General features: G+C 57.3%; 19 protein-coding genes and 1 pseudogene. 7 read left to right on the top strand and 13 right to left on the bottom strand.

Translation table 11 applies throughout. The annotated features are described in order from the left end of the window. Positions 1–6: 6 nt before the first annotated feature. The 5 genes from KZO34_RS05810 to KZO34_RS05830 form a co-directional block, all read right to left on the bottom strand. Entirely contained in the window at positions 7–1578 is a 1572-nt protein-coding gene (locus KZO34_RS05810; protein WP_219474262.1) for an inorganic phosphate transporter, read from the bottom strand. Positions 1579–1606: 28 nt separating this feature from the next. Beyond that, the gene (locus KZO34_RS05815; protein WP_219474264.1) at positions 1607–2455 is read right to left on the bottom strand and encodes a substrate-binding periplasmic protein; all 849 of its coding nucleotides are present in this window, start codon (positions 2453–2455) and stop codon (positions 1607–1609) included. A 68-nt stretch (positions 2456–2523) separates the two neighbouring features. Then, on the bottom strand, positions 2524–2682 hold the full coding sequence (locus tag KZO34_RS05820) for a hypothetical protein (RefSeq protein ID WP_219474267.1): 159 nt from the start codon (positions 2680–2682) through the stop codon (positions 2524–2526). Positions 2683–2807: 125 nt separating this feature from the next. After that, positions 2808–4130 carry a ferredoxin reductase family protein gene (locus tag KZO34_RS05825; protein WP_219474270.1) on the bottom strand — a complete coding sequence of 441 codons (1323 nt, stop codon included), beginning with the start codon at positions 4128–4130 and terminating at the stop codon, positions 2808–2810. 67 nt (positions 4131–4197) lie between these two features. Continuing rightward, positions 4198–4662, bottom strand: a complete 465-nt coding sequence (locus KZO34_RS05830) for an AtaL-like protein (RefSeq protein ID WP_219474274.1) — start codon at positions 4660–4662, stop codon at positions 4198–4200. A 74-nt stretch (positions 4663–4736) separates the two neighbouring features. Here KZO34_RS05830 and KZO34_RS18635 point away from each other — a divergent pair, with 74 nt between their 5' ends. Further along, a complete protein-coding gene (locus KZO34_RS18635) occupies positions 4737–4931 on the top strand; it encodes a hypothetical protein (protein ID WP_257900208.1) in 195 nt (64 codons plus the stop codon). Between the two features lie 44 nt (positions 4932–4975). Beyond that, a pseudogene (locus KZO34_RS18640) lies at positions 4976–5173 on the top strand (MBL fold metallo-hydrolase); the annotation flags it as partial. Positions 5174–5222: 49 nt separating this feature from the next. Here the strand turns inward: KZO34_RS18640 and KZO34_RS18645 are convergent. From KZO34_RS18645 to KZO34_RS05845, 3 genes are all read right to left on the bottom strand, one after another. Next, positions 5223–5612, bottom strand: coding sequence for a hypothetical protein (locus KZO34_RS18645; protein WP_257900209.1), 390 nt, complete (start codon positions 5610–5612; stop codon positions 5223–5225). 145 nt (positions 5613–5757) lie between these two features. After that, the gene (locus KZO34_RS05840; protein ID WP_219474277.1) at positions 5758–6240 is read right to left on the bottom strand and encodes an FKBP-type peptidyl-prolyl cis-trans isomerase; all 483 of its coding nucleotides are present in this window, start codon (positions 6238–6240) and stop codon (positions 5758–5760) included. 78 nt (positions 6241–6318) lie between these two features. Next, positions 6319–6816: an MmyB family transcriptional regulator gene (locus KZO34_RS05845; protein ID WP_257900210.1), complete on the bottom strand. Its 498-nt coding sequence runs from the start codon at positions 6814–6816 to the stop codon at positions 6319–6321. Between the two features lie 161 nt (positions 6817–6977). Here KZO34_RS05845 and KZO34_RS05850 point away from each other — a divergent pair, with 161 nt between their 5' ends. Next, complete coding sequence (locus KZO34_RS05850) at positions 6978–7385, top strand: hypothetical protein (RefSeq protein WP_219474281.1); 408 nt, start codon at positions 6978–6980, stop codon at positions 7383–7385. A gap of 50 nt (positions 7386–7435) precedes the next feature. Here the strand turns inward: KZO34_RS05850 and KZO34_RS05855 are convergent, their stop codons facing one another. Both KZO34_RS05855 and KZO34_RS05860 read right to left on the bottom strand, forming a co-directional pair. Next, complete coding sequence (locus KZO34_RS05855) at positions 7436–9214, bottom strand: DEAD/DEAH box helicase (RefSeq protein ID WP_219474284.1); 1779 nt, start codon at positions 9212–9214, stop codon at positions 7436–7438. A gap of 96 nt (positions 9215–9310) precedes the next feature. Beyond that, on the bottom strand, positions 9311–10168 hold the full coding sequence (locus tag KZO34_RS05860; RefSeq protein WP_219474289.1) for an ion transporter: 858 nt from the start codon (positions 10166–10168) through the stop codon (positions 9311–9313). 489 nt (positions 10169–10657) lie between these two features. On the opposite strand from KZO34_RS05860, the gene KZO34_RS05865 reads away from it, so the two are divergent. The 4 genes from KZO34_RS05865 to rlmF all read left to right on the top strand — a co-directional run bounded on the left by KZO34_RS05865 (position 10658) and on the right by rlmF (position 12824). After that, the gene (locus tag KZO34_RS05865; RefSeq protein ID WP_219474292.1) at positions 10658–10864 is read left to right on the top strand and encodes a cold-shock protein; all 207 of its coding nucleotides are present in this window, start codon (positions 10658–10660) and stop codon (positions 10862–10864) included. A gap of 199 nt (positions 10865–11063) precedes the next feature. Continuing rightward, on the top strand, positions 11064–11408 hold the full coding sequence (locus KZO34_RS05870) for a PBPRA1643 family SWIM/SEC-C metal-binding motif protein (RefSeq protein WP_219474297.1): 345 nt from the start codon (positions 11064–11066) through the stop codon (positions 11406–11408). A 29-nt stretch (positions 11409–11437) separates the two neighbouring features. Beyond that, positions 11438–11878: a DUF3010 family protein gene (locus KZO34_RS05875; RefSeq protein WP_219477197.1), complete on the top strand. Its 441-nt coding sequence runs from the start codon at positions 11438–11440 to the stop codon at positions 11876–11878. A gap of 10 nt (positions 11879–11888) precedes the next feature. Next, entirely contained in the window at positions 11889–12824 is a 936-nt protein-coding gene (gene rlmF, locus KZO34_RS05880) for a 23S rRNA (adenine(1618)-N(6))-methyltransferase RlmF (RefSeq protein WP_219474301.1), read from the top strand. Here the strand turns inward: rlmF and KZO34_RS05885 are convergent. From KZO34_RS05885 to KZO34_RS05895, 3 genes are read right to left on the bottom strand one after another with little or no spacing between them, the layout of a single operon-like run. Next, a complete protein-coding gene (locus KZO34_RS05885; RefSeq protein ID WP_219474304.1) occupies positions 12814–13851 on the bottom strand; it encodes a sodium:calcium antiporter in 1038 nt (345 codons plus the stop codon). The genes rlmF and KZO34_RS05885 overlap by 11 nt on opposite strands. A 26-nt stretch (positions 13852–13877) precedes the next feature. Further along, complete coding sequence (locus KZO34_RS05890; RefSeq protein ID WP_308318775.1) at positions 13878–14360, bottom strand: nucleoside deaminase; 483 nt, start codon at positions 14358–14360, stop codon at positions 13878–13880. A gap of 10 nt (positions 14361–14370) precedes the next feature. Further along, positions 14371–14742 (bottom strand): DNA-3-methyladenine glycosylase family protein, encoded by a 372-nt coding sequence (locus KZO34_RS05895; protein WP_219474308.1) that lies wholly within the window; start codon positions 14740–14742, stop codon positions 14371–14373. Positions 14743–14865: the final 123 nt, after the last annotated feature.

Consider the following 14865-nt stretch of genomic DNA (forward strand, 5'->3'; position numbering starts at 1 on the left):
GGGCTCTCAGGGCAGAAGCATCCCTCTAATGGTAAAGAACAGCATGGCCGCCAGCAGCCCCGATAACGGTACCGTAATCAACCAGGCAGCCACGATCTTGAACACCGCCGATCGCTTGACGAGCTCTTGCCGGTACAACCTTTTCAGGCCCTTGCGGTCACTTTTCGAGATCGGCGCCGGACGACCATTTTTCCCTTTCAGGTTCTTGAGGATTTCTCCTTTTTCCTCAAACGATGCCTCGTCGAATTCCTTCAGCACACGCTCGACTTTCTCCCGGTCCTCCCCGGCATGGTGTGCCTCGATCTCATGAATCTTCTGTCGATAGGTGGTTTTGAGATGCTCGCGCAGAAAGCCGACTCCGAACACCCCCCCGATGGCAATATGGGTCGAGCTCACAGGAAGGCCCAGCTGGCTCGCGATGATGACCGTTATCGCCGCCGCCATGGCAACGCAGAAGGCACGCATTCGGTCGAGTTCCGTAATCTCCGAGCCGACGGTGCGTATGAGCTTGGGGCCGAACAGTGCCAGGCCGAGGGCAATCCCGAGTGCTCCCACCAACAACACCCAGCTGGGAATCGCCGCCTTCGTCGCGACGCCCCCCTGAAGGACGGCTTCATTGATTGCGGCCAGCGGGCCCACCGCGTTCGCGACGTCATTGGCTCCGTGCGCGAAGCTTAGAAGCGCAGCCGAAAAAATCAGCGGGAAGGTAAACAGGCTGTCGACGCCCGCTTTACTGTTTTCCACCTCGGCCGAAGGTCGGGCAACCAGCCATTTTGTAAGTCGCCATACGATGACACCGACGATCGCGCCGAATCCAACGGCAGGTAGTATCCCGACGTCGACGACCTTACCGAGCCCCTTTATCATCAAATACGTGGCAAAGGCCCACGCCATGATGGCGACGAAGAGCGGCACGTTGTGTCTGGCGGCCTGAGCAATGTCCCGTTTGTAAGTGATTCGGCGCTTTAGCAGATACAGGGTAAGTGCTGCGATGCCCCCACCCAGTACCGGCGAGATAACCCAGCTGGCGGCGATTTGGCCAAACTGGGCCCAGTCCACGATGTCCACACCGCCCGCCGCTATGCCTGCGCCCATGACACCGCCGACGATTGAGTGGGTCGTGGAGACGGGGGCTCCAACGTAGGTGGCCGTGTTCAACCAGAGCGCCGCGGCAAGCAGCGCGGCTATCATGAGCCAGATAAACGTATCGGAATCTCCGATCAGCGCCGGATCGATGATCCCCTTTTTGATGGTGCTGACGACATCGCCACCCGCGATCAACGCGCCACTGGCCTCAAAGATCGCCGCTATCGCGATTGCCCCGGCCAGGGTCAAGGCCTTGGATCCGACGGCAGGCCCCACGTTATTGGCGACATCGTTGGCGCCGATGTTCATCGCCATGTACCCACCGATCATGGCCGCCGCCACCAGAATGACCATGTTCGGAGCATCCGCCCCGATCGAGCGGACATACAACATAATCCCGGCAAGAAAGACCACCGCCACGCCGATCCGAAATACCTCGGCCCGACCGTAACGCGTCGCTCTTTCTATGGCATTGATCTGCTCCAGTTCCATGATTCTGGCGCCATCCGTGAGTTACCGTTCATCCCAATACACTGTAGTCTATAGCCACACAATCTCTAGCCCCACGGTCCAGAGCGCTCAGGCCGGGCACGAATTCGATGCCTAACCCATACATTTCCAGAATCTCGCCGAGCTGCCCATTCTCTCGAATAGTCTTAAAGCCGCGCTCAAAAGCCCGGGCAATGGCGTTTGATCGGTCCGGCTCCTGCGGGGAAAGTGCCAGGTAACCCGCATGGCGCTCCTCGAGACAGCCGGCATTCACCAGACCCACCCGGTTCTGACTGGATTCGAACAGAAGCCGGTCATCGAGAAGTGCGTCGAAGCGCTCCCGTTTTACAAGCTCCCGGAGGCGATTGGACACGTCACCGCCCCCGATCAGAGTGACGCGCTCACCCTGATGGGTGGCAATATAAGCATCCATTTCTTCACCGTAACTGTAGCCTGAAGTAGCCACGAAACGCAGATTCTCGAGTGAATCCTGGCCGGTGTAGCGGTGGGGGTCATCTTCCGGGACGTAGAAACAGTATTCGGTGAGCGACACCGCATCGGCGGGAAAGATAAAATCGGGGGCCTCGCCCCTGAACGCAGGGACGATGGCGTCAATACGACCGTTCTCTGCCTCCCGAAGAGCCCGGTCGTAGGGCAGGTTCTTATACACGACCTCATATCCCTCGGACTCCAGCGCAGCACGGGCGATATCGACGCTGAACCCCGAGCGGGATCCAGCCGCATCACAGGCATACGGACACCAATAGGCCGGTGCGGCAATCGTCACCGTGAGCGATTCCTCGGCCTGGCTATCAGACCAGGCAAGCGAAACGGCCAGAGCTGCAAACGTCCCTATCAGAGCTTTCGCGACAATTCTCAACTCGAACGCACCAAAAGATATTCGGGATGACTTTTAAAATAAACCGGGGCGAGATCAGTCTGCCCTTGTTACTTTTTCAGGTTAATCTGCTTTGAACTGGAAGAGGCGATCTGCCCGCTCTTACCCTTGCCAACATACTCAACGGCACCGCCTGACTTTAGAAAAGCAGCCGTCTGCTCTTCAATCGTGGCGGACGTTAAGGTTACTTTTTCAGGTTTCTTGCTCATTCTGTTCTCCAAGGTAATTGTTGGCTTATTAACCAACTTCAATGGCCCATACTATCCGAAACTGGATGAAATTGTATGGCGTGAGCATCACCACCCGTCGCCGCTGGCTCAAATGCTTGGCCGGATCAGTCATAGTTGAACCGCTCCGACAGAATTCGGTGGGAGGGCGTGCCCCGCCCAATCAGATGCTCTTCAACGATATCCATCATGATCGCCGGCCCGCACATCACGAAGCCCCATTCGCTGAACTCTTGCTCTGAAAAAACGCGATCCATCAGCGCTGCATCTATGAAGCCTGTCTCCCCATGCCAGGTTTCTGGCGGTTCTGACAGCACATAGACTGTGTCCTCCGCGTCCAACTCCTCACGATAGGCAATCTGATCGATCTTGCGATTTCCATAGATCACCTTCACCTTGCGCGAATCGCCGGTCAGGCGCATTTGCCGGAGTATGCCCAACAGCGGAGCAAGCCCTACGCCACCGGCGATGAGAGCGACCCCAGGCTCAGTGCGAGCATCAACAGAAAGGTTGCCATAAGGGCCGTCAACGTAGGCCATTGTTCCAGCTTCTATCTGGCCAACGGTTCGTGTGAAGTCGCCAAGCTCCTTGATCATGAAGGATAGTTCCGGTCCGGCCGCCGGCGCTGAGCAGATGGAAAACGGGTTTTCATTCATCGAGAAAGTGCTGTGCCCCACGTTCAGCCAGACAAATTGCCCGGCTTTGTAATCAAGGCCCCGATGACCGTCAGGTTCCACGGTCACCTCCCACTGTTTTGGCGTCAACTGGACCACGGAGCTCACACGCCAGGGGCGAGCCTTTTGCCAAATGGGAACCACCAGGTAAACAGACAGCAGTGACCCAACCGCTACGCCCGTCAGTGCCAACCACACCCAGGTCATCACAGGCTGCGATCCATAGCGCCCCGCATACACGGTGTGATGCAACAGCAGAACCGCGATCAAAAGCGCGCCGAGCCCGTGTAACAGGCGCCATGTCTCGTATTTGTAGCCCAGTTGGGTCCGCCCGATGGCCATGACAACAAGCCCGGCAAGCAGCAGATAGGCGACAATGCCGGTCGACAGAGCGGAAAAATCGGTCGTGATCGTCAGTGCGCGCGTGGGGTCCCAGGGGCGCGGACCGCCGGACGGTGTCCCCTGGTAAAGGAACGGGTGCAGCAGCGCGAAGACCAATGCCGTGCGCGCCATGATCTGGTGAAAGCGCATGGTCACGTCCATGCCGATGCCCTTTGAAATGGCCTTGAACCGGCCGGACAGGATGAATTCCATGAGGATCATTGAGAAGGCGAGCATGCCGAGGCCGGATGCCAGTTCCTGATGGAATTGGCGCGGCGGCCCTCCGAGCCACACGGACAGAATCAGTGGCAATGTGACAACGGCAATGTAGACAACGACCAAAAAGAGCGGCTTCATCCGTTTAACCTGTTTCATTTCCTATGGCGCCGTCGCACAGTTTCACCCAAAAGCTCCCTTATTCGAAGCCCCAATAAAGACGACGTCAGAACACCCCTGTCGCCGCCAGCTCCCGGATAATCTCAATCGTTTCAATATCTGTGGCCACATAGGCCTCGTGGAGGTACTGGTCGTAAGGCATCGCATCTCGTCCGCTCTCGATGCTTGCTGAGCGGTATCGGAAACGGACAAAAAGCGATCCCGGTTCCGGCTCTTCGATATCCATGACAAGCGTTGCCGCCGGATCCGTATCTGTTGGCAGGGTTCGGTACTCTATTCTCGCCTCCGACCAAAACGTGACTTCGTCACATACCGCCAGTCCCGGCAGCTGCAGGCACCGTTTCATATAGGCCGGTTTCTGTTCAAGAATCTCGAATTCATCAACGCCCACCAGAAACTTGTCTGGCCGCCGGGCTCTGAGCACCAAGCCCTCCCACAACTGGAATCGAGTCAGAATCGGTAGCTCTGGCTTCGTCAGGTCGTTTATCTGAACAATATGCTCAAACGTCATTGGATCACCTGTCTGCTGATATGCTCTATCAGACACAGTGCCAGTCCTAAGGAATTTCGGAAAGCGAAAGAACGATGACCAGCAACCACAGAACCCCCATCGACCGTGAACGCCTCGCCGAGCTTGCCGCAGAGCCCCATTTCCACGGGGGCCGATATCGAAACCTGGCCCCGGTGCCCCGCCATGGGTTGGGTGACTTCCTGCGCTGGCAGCTGGCCCCCGGCCGCCGGTTCCCAAAGGGTAGAAGCGCGGCATCCAAAACCTGGTAGAACTGGACTGGTGGCAATCGACGCCACTGGCCAACAACAACGAGGTGTTCTGCCTGCCCACCCAGCACTTCAGCGGACGAACCCCGACGGATACCAACACCTCGCTATGGTGTAGCTGGCTCCTGGAGATGGACGGCTATCGGTTCTATTTCGGCGGTGATACCGATTATGGGCCGGTGTTTCGCGACATTGGCGAGCTGTTTGCGCCCATCGATCTGGCACTGCTCCCCATTGGCGCCTACGACCCACGCTGGTTCATGGCCCCGGTGCACGTGGCGCCCGAAGAGGCCGTCAGTTGCGCGCCTTCAAGACCGAGTGAATGCGGCGAACGGCGTCAACGTCTGACGCGCTCGATTCGATCAGATTCTCCAGCAGTTCCAGAACCCGCTTCTCATCATTGCTCCGAAGACCCGGCCAGAACACATAGGGAATGACATCCGGATTCCGGATGTAGAAAAGCGCGGCTTCCTGCGGTTTGGCGGTATCGCCCCTCAGACCGACGGTAAATCGCTGCCCGTCTCTGTCCACCAGTGTCACCACCAGCGAGTGTTCCGACTGCACTTCCCGGACCTCACCGACGGTGATCGGCGCCTCGAGCGCAGGGACGGACGTGATGTAATACTGAACACCGATAGCCCCCAAAAGGACGACTAACAGTGCCGCCAGAGCGATTGATTTCATGATGGACACTGCCTGAATGGATTAAACCGGTAATTCGATGGTGTCACCCGTGACACCGTCTTCGTTTACCGCCAGGGCTTCGGGGCGCATTTTGCTGTGGGTGTCTGCGATGACGCCGATTTGAATGCTCACGCCCCCTCTGCCCTCAGTGGTGATGGCCACCCGGCCCATGCACGTGGCCATGCGCGATTTCTTCCGGATCGGCGGCGCGAACGTCAAGGATTTCGAGATCGAAGGTCAGGGTCTTACCGGCCATCGGATGGTTAGTATCGACATCGGCAAACTTGTGCCCGACCTTAACGACAACCACATGGCGCGGACCCTGCTCGGTTTGCACCTGCGCGATCATTCCCTTTTTCCAGCGCTTGGCACCGACCAGATGCTTGATTGGCACACGTTGCAGGGCATCATCCTTGCGCGGACCGTAGGCTTTGTCCGGCGTGACGGTAACGCTGAAGGTATCGCCGGCGTCGCGACCGTCCAGGGCTTCTTCCAGTCCCCGGATAACGCCACCGTGGCCATGCAGGTAGGCGTTCGGCTCGCCGCCGTGGGAGTCTTCAATAACGTTGCCCTGGTCATCACGAACGCTGTAGTGAAACAAGACCACTTGATTCTTTTCGATTGGCATAGGGTTCTCTGCGACGGTTAAAAGTACGCCATTATAACCGGCCGCGGCGCTGACTTCAGGGGAGAAAGAGATAACACCTCAGCCTTGCCAATATGCCTTGGTAGGCTCATCCATCGGAAAGAAATGCTCAATCCGCAAATTCTGGGCGGTGACATCCAGGGGCGTGCCAATGGTTGCGATGGTGGAAAAGATTCTGAGCTGTTGATCCCCCAGATTCAGGGTGAAGGGAATCGCCGGGTAGTCCAGGTGTTCCACCACGTGGCTTTTCCAGTTTTCAGGCACACCCGGCATCGCCAGGGCCTGCTCCAGCAACCGGTTGGGCTGGTCCCGGAAGGGGCCGGCGAGATGCTCATGGTAAAGACGTTGCAACATGTGGCAGGCGATGTTCTCCCAATCGCCCACGAAGGGTTTCATACCCTTGCTATCCAACAGCGACAGCGGGAAGTTGGGCCGGGCCGGAAACTCGGCGCCCAACGCCACCATGCGGGCCATCATCGCCTGCATGGCCTGGTTGGCCATCACCAGATAATACTCGTTGTCGAACACCACCGCCGGGTACGGCATGTGCCCCTGCAACAGGTGCTCATTGGGTTCCCTGCTAATACCAAGTGTTCAGCCATTATCCTGACCGAGGGTAGGCCAAACCATTACCTCACAGGTAATTGAGACAATCACCACCCGGGTAGAAGCTTTGTAGTGTAGTCCAACCCATTGCGAAACCCGATTGAGGTGACTCCATGAAAAACTTCGTCCGTCAATTCAGTGTGAAGCAGATCATCCTGAGCGATGTCTTCCTCTCCACGCCCCTGGCGCTGGCGCTCATCCTGGCCGCAGAGCCCATTGCCCAGTTGGCCGGCGGCCCCGGCGCCACCTTCTACCTGGTGGTCGGCGTTGTGATGCTGCTGTGGTGCGTGGATATGGCCGCCATGGCGATGAATGAACGGTGGCACGAGAAATATTTCAACCTGATGATTGTGGTGGATGTGAGCTGGGCCCTGCTGTCCATTGCCCTGATGGTTTGGTTCGCGGCAACCCTTCAGCCCCTGGGCTGGGTGCTGTTCGCCCTGAACGTGCTGGTACCGCTGGATATGGCGTGGATGAAGCGGGTTGCTGCCGGTAAACCGCACCAGCCTGCGTTCAGATAAGACCTCGTTATTGAGATTGAAAACGTGCGGCTGAGCGCTCCCCGCCAGCCTCACGCCTCATTCGCCTTCCGATAGTGACCCTGATAATCAAAGATCCGTTCCTGCACCTGCCAATAGTGCTTCTGCTTGCGGGCAATCACAAAATCCGGTGCCGCCAGCAAGGCTTGCATCTCAAGCACCTCATCCGCCCTGCTGAACGCTTTCGGGGCCTGGCTGTTCGCGAACCGACGCCCGAACAGCTTGTTGAAGACGGTTCGCTGCGCCGGCTTGCCGAAATCAAACGACTCGCTGAGCTCCTCCCCATCTTCACCGTGATAGGTAATTCTCAGTGTGCTGTCGTTTTTGCCGGTCGGCGTGCTCAACGTCATCCCGGCGCAACGGATCACCATGGCATCCTTGAGTTTCAGGGCGTCCCGCAGCTGATCATCCGGATCGATGATCGCTTTCTGGCACCGGTGGCAGTTGCGGGCCGCGATATCGTTCTCGACGCCGCAGTGCGGACACTCCTTGAATCGGAAACGGTAGTCGCACTGTTGCGGGCGCTCATTCTGAACCCCATCCGCAGGTTCCAGCAGCCCCTGACACCGGCGTCCGTAATGTTCAACCACGCGACCGTCACTGTCGGTTTTGCCCCAGAAGATATTGGCGAAGCCACAACCCGGGCAGAACACCTGCACCGGCTCACTGTCGGGGTTCGGTTTCGGCTCCCCCACTTCCGGGTGATGCAGGTTCACGTGGTTGCCCGCGTAATCAATCACCAGACAATTCTGCTTGCCGTCGTCCAGGCGAAGCCCGCGGCCCACAATCTGCTGGTACAGGCTGACCGACTGGGTCGGCCGAAGAATGGCGATAACGTCCACATGGGGCGCATCAAAGCCCGTGGTGAGCACGGACACATTCACCAGATACTTCAACTGCCGCTGTTTGAAGTGCTGGATCAGCCGGTCCCGATCCTTCCGATCGGTCGCGCCGGTCACCAGGGCGGTCTGGCGTTCCGGCAGATAGCCGGTGATCTCCCGGGCATGCTCCACCGTGGCCGCAAAGATCATCACCCCCTGGCGCTCAGCGGCCAGTTCCATCACCTGCTCGATGATGGCGCGAGTCACCCGCTTGTGTTTGCTCAGCAGCTGGTTGACGTCCTTCTCGGCGTATTCGCCAAAGCGGTCCTGAGCCAGTGCGGAGAAATCGTATTGCGCCACCGCCGCGTTCACCAACTCGGGCTTGGTGAGGTACCCCCGGTTGATCATGTAGCTCAACGGCAGTTCGTAGATGCAATGCTGGAAAGGCTTGTCCCGCTCGTCACCCGAGCCGCGAACAAAGCCCCGGTAGTGATAGCGATAGATCCACCCCATGGCCAGGCGATAGGGTGTGGCGGTCAGCCCGAGTACCTTGAGGGCGTCATTCTGCTGCCGTAGCAGCTCAATGATTCGTTGGTACTGGCTGGTTTCCTCACCACTGACCCGATGACACTCATCGATGATGACCAGTGAGTACTCAGCCCGGAACTGATCCAGGTTCGCCGATACCGACTGCACACTGGCAAAAGTCACCTGATGCCGGTTTTCCTTTCGTTTCAGCCCCGCAGAGAAGATGCCGCCTTCCAGCCCATAACTCTGGTACTTGGCGTGATTCTGCTCCACCAGCTCTTTTACGTGGGTCAGCACCAGAATCTTGCGTTTGGCGAGGCGGGCCAGCTCGGCAATGACCAGACTCTTACCCGCACCGGTGGGCAACACGATGACGGCAGACTCATCGGATTGGCGGAAGTGCCTCAGCGTGGCATCGACCGCTTCCTGCTGGTAAGGCCGCAGCTTGAAAGGAGCATTCATTTGCAGAGCTTAATCGCTATCCGGATAAAGAGGCGGCCATACTAGCAAAAACCGGCACCTTTACCTGTGAGCCCGATAAATCTGGCTCGAACAACATCATCCGAAGCTGCGCGGGTCGGGCTTCTCTTCATCAAGCCAGGTGCCGCAGTGTTTACAATATTTGGCGTCGATTTCATGTCGATGTTTACCGCATCCCGGGCAGGCTTCATCGGAGTAGCGTTCCGCACGCAGGGTGCGAATCACTTCCGCGGAAAAAACCCCGACGGGAAGCGCAATGATCGAGTAGCCCGTCAGCATGATCATCATGGAAATAAACTGGCCCCAGGCCGTCACCGGCGTTATATCGCCGTAGCCCACGGTTGTCAGTGTCACGACTCCCCAGTAGATGGATTTGGGAATACTGGTGAAGCCCGCCTCGGCCGGCTCAATGAGATAGAGCAGCGAAGAGAAGATGGTCACGAGCATCAGTACGGCAAACAGGAAAAGCAGGATCTGGTGCCGGCTGCGAATCAGGGCGCCCATCAACAGCCGGCCCTCGCCTACGACCGTCATCATTTCCAGAACCCGAAACAGACGCAGGGTCCGTAGTAAACGCACGACGACGAGAGTCTGCGCACCCGGGAACAATAGCGCCAGCCAGGTAGGCAAGACGGCCAGAACGTCGATAACACCATAGAAGCTTTTCAGGTAAAGCTTCGGTTTTTCCAGGCAATAGATGCGTAGCGCCAACTCAAGGGTGAACAGCAGCGTTACGCCCCATTCCACAACATAAAAAAGCTCACCGTAACGGGCGTGATATTCCGGAACACTGTCCAGGAGAATTATCCCGACGCTGAGGAATATCAGCAGCACCAGGAAAACATCAAAGCCCTTGGCCAGGCGGGTATCGGATTCGAAAATGACCTGAAACAGGCGTGTTTTAATCCCCAGGCCACCAGGTTTTATCGTCGCCATCCAAGTTGCCTCCCTAACAGTCGCTGAAAATCGAAAATCCGGCGATTTCGTTCAACCCAGGACCACGTCCGAACCTTTCAAGACCTCCAGGGCTTCTTCCAGGCCCTGGATAATGCCACCGTGGCCAAGTAGATCATTATAACCAGCAGCGGCGGAGGCGCGGAAACGACGACCGGCAAAACGTGGACAAACTGGCGAGCGAGTCCTTTCCTGCCCAACAAACTGCTGGGAGGCCCCGGGCACTGAAACCGGGACATAGTGATTTTCCCCAGATCCGAAAACTTTGCTATGCAGGGCCTGTTAATTAGCGTACCGTCTCTTCCGTTGGAAAGATTTAGCAAAGCATTTCACGAATAAGACCTCTTGTGTTGCCACACCTTTTGTCCTGTTTTTGATCCTGCACGTTTTTTTGTTTCCCGCATATCGCTGATCAAAGATCACAACGATCCTTTGGCGGCACCTTATTGATTAATTTCAGGATAGCTATTTATGTCTACAATTACCGGCAACGTTAAGTTCTTCAACGAAGCAAAAGGTTTTGGTTTTATCACTCGTGAAGGCGGCGCAGACGTCTTTGTTCACTACAGCTCTATTCAGGGTAGCGGTTTCAAAACTCTGGCCGAAGGCCAGGAAGTTGAGTTCACCGTGACCCAGGGCCAGAAAGGCCCGCAGGCAGAGAACGTTATTGGCCTGTAAGTAACAGCCAATACGTGATGAAAAAAGGCAGCCTCGGCTGCCTTTTTTATTGATAACCAGAACCGGTTTAATCTCCAGCGCCCGGCGGAAAGAACAAAAACAAACCTGTTCCGGCTTTCCCTATATCACCGTTTCCGCAAGCATGCTAAAAGATGCCTCCCGGCAGTCGCCTGGGCATTCTCCCCATCAGGATATCAGCATGTCAGATAAATTTTTCTTCAAGGGTCGGCAGGACGCCCGCCAGCACCACACCGCTTACGGCGGCTTTCAGACCAACGCCAGCCAAAAGAGTGGCAGCCGGAAGTATCCGCTAACGCTGGTGGTTACGAGTGAAGCGCGCAAGCAGGAGGTTGAGGCCCAGGTGGCCAGGGCGAAGCTGCACGCGACTATTTTCGTTGATACCCGCGAGGGCGCCGTTGAATCCATCAACGAGCTCACCGCTATCCTGAATAAAGGAGGGACGGTCACCACGGCAAAATCGCCCTCCCGTAACGACCTCTGCAACTGCGGTAGTGGACTCAAATTCAAGAAGTGCTGTGGCTGACGACAGCCGGGGCACAGAGGGTAATGGCTATGATTGTTTGCGGAGTTGAGCTGACGGGCAGCGATGCGGTGGTGTGTTTGCTGAATATGGACAGGGGGCAGTTCAACCTGCCGGAATGCAAGGTGCGCAAACTGTCCCTGCCGAAAAACCACAGCCGTGAAGATCTGAAGCGGTTCCAGGCGGCCTTTGCGGAGCTAATGGCCGAGTACGGGGTCACCCGTGTCGCGATCAAAGAGCGGATGCCAAAAGGCAAATTTGCCGGCGGTGCCATCAGCTTTAAAATGGAAGCGGCCATTCAACTGATCACCGGCATTGATTTGACGGTGACCCTGCTGCCGCCGGCACTGATCAAGTCCACCCTGGCCGCCAACCCGCTGCCCATTGCGTTTGCCGACACGGGTTTAAAGGCTTTCCAGGAGACGGCTTTTACCGCAGCCTATGTAGGGCAGCTTCACGGTTGCGGCACCTGAAAGGATTACTGTGAGCACCCTCCATCGAAGTCAAAAAAACCAGGCCAGGCCGGTTCGCAAAGGTCTGCACCCGAGGAATCGACACAACCAGGGCTATGACTTCCCTGCTCTCATAAAAAGCCACCCGGCACTAGCGCCCCATGTAAAACCGAACACTCACGGCGACCTTTCCATCGATTTCGCTGACCCATTGGCCGTAAAGACGCTCAACGCCGCGTTATTAAACCGATACTACGACATTGCCCACTGGGATATACCAGATGGCGCGCTTTGCCCTCCCATCCCGGGCAGAGCCGACTATATCCACTACATTGCCGACTTGCTTGGGCCTGAGCAGCCCAACATCAAGCTGCTCGATGTAGGCACTGGAGCAAATGGCATCTACCCGATACTGGCCTGCCAGATTTACGGCTGGGAGTGTGTCGGTAGCGACATTAACACGGAGTCGCTTGAGAACGTCGCCACGATTATCGCCAACAACCCCACGCTCAAAGACCGCTTCACGCTGCGCACGCAACCCGATAAAAACCACATGTTTGAAGGGATCATTCAAGCAGGTGAGTTCTTTGACGTCAGCGTATGCAACCCGCCCTTCCATGCCTCGCTTGATGAAGCACTGAAAGGTAGCCAGCTTAAACTCAATAACCTTGCTCGTAGTCGCGGGGAGCGAAAAGCAAAAAACCAATCCCCCACACTGAACTTTGGCGGATTGGGAGCAGAGCTTTGGTGTAAGGGTGGCGAGCAGCTGTTTCTAAAAAAGCTGGTAAGAAAAAGCCAGGTGTACTCAACGCAATGCCGCTGGTTTACCAGCCTGGTTTCAAAAGCAGAGAATGTTAAGCCCGTAAAGAAGATGATTCGTAAGCTCGGTGCAACTGATGTACGGGAAATAGAGATGAAGCAGGGCAATAAGATTACGAGGGTATTGGCCTGGACATTCAGCCAGTGAACATCAACACCACACCAAGCCCGTAGAGCACCATGATCGCCACACTCTCGGCCCCGATTCGTCCGAGACCATAGCGTTCCCGACGTATCAGCCCCATGATCAGGATGGCCGCCATCAGCAGGGTCAGGGCGACCCAACGTTCCGAGTCGGCAGTCATCGTGTGGTAGATCGAGCCGTCCCGGTAGGCGATGTCAGAGGCGGCCATGAACAGCGTATCGAAGGCATTCCCGCCGATGATGCCGGCCACCGCGAGTGTGAGCGCGCCCCGCCTTACCGCAGCCACTGACGTGACCAGCTCCGGAATGGACGTACTGATTGCCGTCAGAAGAACACCCACGATTGTCTGGCTCAACCCGGCTTCCGAGCTGATCGCCGTGGCGGCGGGCTCCATTACCAGGCCGGCCACTCCGAGCGTTGCCATGAACACTGCAAATTCTGTCCAGAGACGGCTCATTGATGCCAGTTGGTTCTTGCTCTCCGGTTCGTCCTGCTTGGTATCACCGGTAACGGAGGGGTGCCACATGGGTTTGTCGCCGGCACTCTGGATGAGCCGGGTGCCGTAGAAATAGAAGCCAAGCAGTATCGGAGTAACGGGGTGGATGCTCCAGACGGTCACATCCGGCAGGCTCGGTGCCAGAAGGATCAACGCCAGGAGCGCGATCAGCAGTCCGTTCTGCATCATGTTCGGGGCTGAGGCAGCCGCGTGTTCCAGGTTCGCACGACGATAGACAATGTCGGCAATGGCCAGGAAAAAGGTCTGTACCGCGATACCCCCAAGAGCATTACTGACAGCCAACTCCGGATGCCCCCGGTAGGCTGCCGTGACCGAGAGCACCGCTCCACTCAAGGATGTCGCTGCCCCCAGAAGCACGGCGCCAGCTGTCGCCTCACCCAGCCCGGTCCGGTCGGCAAGCTGGTCGACCACGCGTGTGATGCGTGTTCCCGCGATAGCGATCACCAGGGCACAGACACTGAACACCCCCACGCTCTGTAACAGTGTCCAGCTGTCCGGATCCACGATCAGCACTGTCGTCCTCCCGCTGCTTCTGAATCTTACCGCTCGGCCAACGCATAACGGCGATGCAGCTCTCGCAAGGCGTCTGCAAGCTCGGAGAAGGGGCCCTCAGTGGGAACGCCCGGAACCACCTGATTGATGGGCAGGGTCGCGACGGGCGGTGGCGCCACGTTGAGTTCGTCCAGCCAGCTTGAAAGCTGTTCTGACGAACTCGCATAGACGATTCGCCCCAGCCCTACCCAGCCATGGGCTGCCGCGCACATCGGGCAGTGTTCGCCTGAGGTATACACGGTTGAGGCGGCTCGCTCATCCGGCGTCATATTGGCGGCGGCCCAGCGCGCTATTTCGAACTCGGGGTGGCGGGTTTCATCACCGCCAGCGGTTTCATTGTGGCCCTCGTACCTGACGGCACCGGTTTCATCCACCAGCACAGAGCCGAAAGGCGGGTTCCCGCTATCAACCGCCATCGAGGCCAGTTCCACGCAGCGGGCCAGGTGTTTCATATCGGTTTCGTTGATCACGATCTCTCCTTCATTGACCTCTGGCGTCCAGATAATGCATCCAAAGCAGGCGGGCGGCGACCGCTCGCCACGGCGCCCATTGCTCGGCAAACCCCAGTTGTCCCCCTCTCGTTGGCCGGGCATCCAGCTGCTTGATGTCCTGTATCGCGGATGCCAGTGCCAGATCGCCCTGAGGCCAGACATCCGGCCGTCGCAGCGCCATCATGTAGTAAATGTCGACTGTCCAGGGACCCAATCCGGGTACGTCTAAAAGGTGACTGCGGCCCTGTTCATCGTCAAGCGTTTCAAGCCGGGCTCGGACCTTGTGAAGATCGGGATCCCTTTCAGCCAGAGCATCAACGCCCATCCTCAAGGTGTCGTCGGTAATCGTCTGGTGGTGCATAAAGCCCTCGTCATTGGGGAAACACGGAGGTACTTCCCATAAGGACATGCCCTTAGCCCCGCAACGAATCCCGCCATGGACAGGATGCGTAAACCCTTAGGATTTCAATGACCCATCAATGAG

The sequence above is a fragment of the Marinobacter sp. F4206 genome (genome assembly GCF_019392195.1).
GTDB lineage: Bacteria > Pseudomonadota > Gammaproteobacteria > Pseudomonadales > Oleiphilaceae > Marinobacter.

What these genes read in the sequence shown, in the direction of transcription:
- KZO34_RS05820 (WP_219474267.1), bottom strand. Translation starts at nt 2,682, where the DNA reads ATGAGCAAGAAACCTGAAAAAGTAACCTTAACGTCCGCCACGATTGAA.
- KZO34_RS05825 (WP_219474270.1), bottom strand. Translation starts at nt 4,130, where the DNA reads ATGAAACAGGTTAAACGGATGAAGCCGCTCTTTTTGGTCGTTGTCTAC.
- KZO34_RS05830 (WP_219474274.1), bottom strand. Translation starts at nt 4,662, where the DNA reads ATGACGTTTGAGCATATTGTTCAGATAAACGACCTGACGAAGCCAGAG.
- KZO34_RS05870 (WP_219474297.1), top strand. Translation starts at nt 11,064, where the DNA reads ATGTCAGATAAATTTTTCTTCAAGGGTCGGCAGGACGCCCGCCAGCAC.
- KZO34_RS18635 (WP_257900208.1), top strand. Translation starts at nt 4,737, where the DNA reads ATGACCAGCAACCACAGAACCCCCATCGACCGTGAACGCCTCGCCGAG.
- KZO34_RS05855 (WP_219474284.1), bottom strand. Translation starts at nt 9,214, where the DNA reads ATGAATGCTCCTTTCAAGCTGCGGCCTTACCAGCAGGAAGCGGTCGAT.
- KZO34_RS05875 (WP_219477197.1), top strand. Translation starts at nt 11,438, where the DNA reads ATGATTGTTTGCGGAGTTGAGCTGACGGGCAGCGATGCGGTGGTGTGT.
- KZO34_RS05840 (WP_219474277.1), bottom strand. Translation starts at nt 6,240, where the DNA reads ATGCCAATCGAAAAGAATCAAGTGGTCTTGTTTCACTACAGCGTTCGT.
- KZO34_RS18645 (WP_257900209.1), bottom strand. Translation starts at nt 5,612, where the DNA reads ATGAAATCAATCGCTCTGGCGGCACTGTTAGTCGTCCTTTTGGGGGCT.
- KZO34_RS05865 (WP_219474292.1), top strand. Translation starts at nt 10,658, where the DNA reads ATGTCTACAATTACCGGCAACGTTAAGTTCTTCAACGAAGCAAAAGGT.
- KZO34_RS05810 (WP_219474262.1), bottom strand. Translation starts at nt 1,578, where the DNA reads ATGGAACTGGAGCAGATCAATGCCATAGAAAGAGCGACGCGTTACGGT.
- KZO34_RS05850 (WP_219474281.1), top strand. Translation starts at nt 6,978, where the DNA reads ATGAAAAACTTCGTCCGTCAATTCAGTGTGAAGCAGATCATCCTGAGC.
- KZO34_RS05895 (WP_219474308.1), bottom strand. Translation starts at nt 14,742, where the DNA reads ATGCACCACCAGACGATTACCGACGACACCTTGAGGATGGGCGTTGAT.
- KZO34_RS05860 (WP_219474289.1), bottom strand. Translation starts at nt 10,168, where the DNA reads ATGGCGACGATAAAACCTGGTGGCCTGGGGATTAAAACACGCCTGTTT.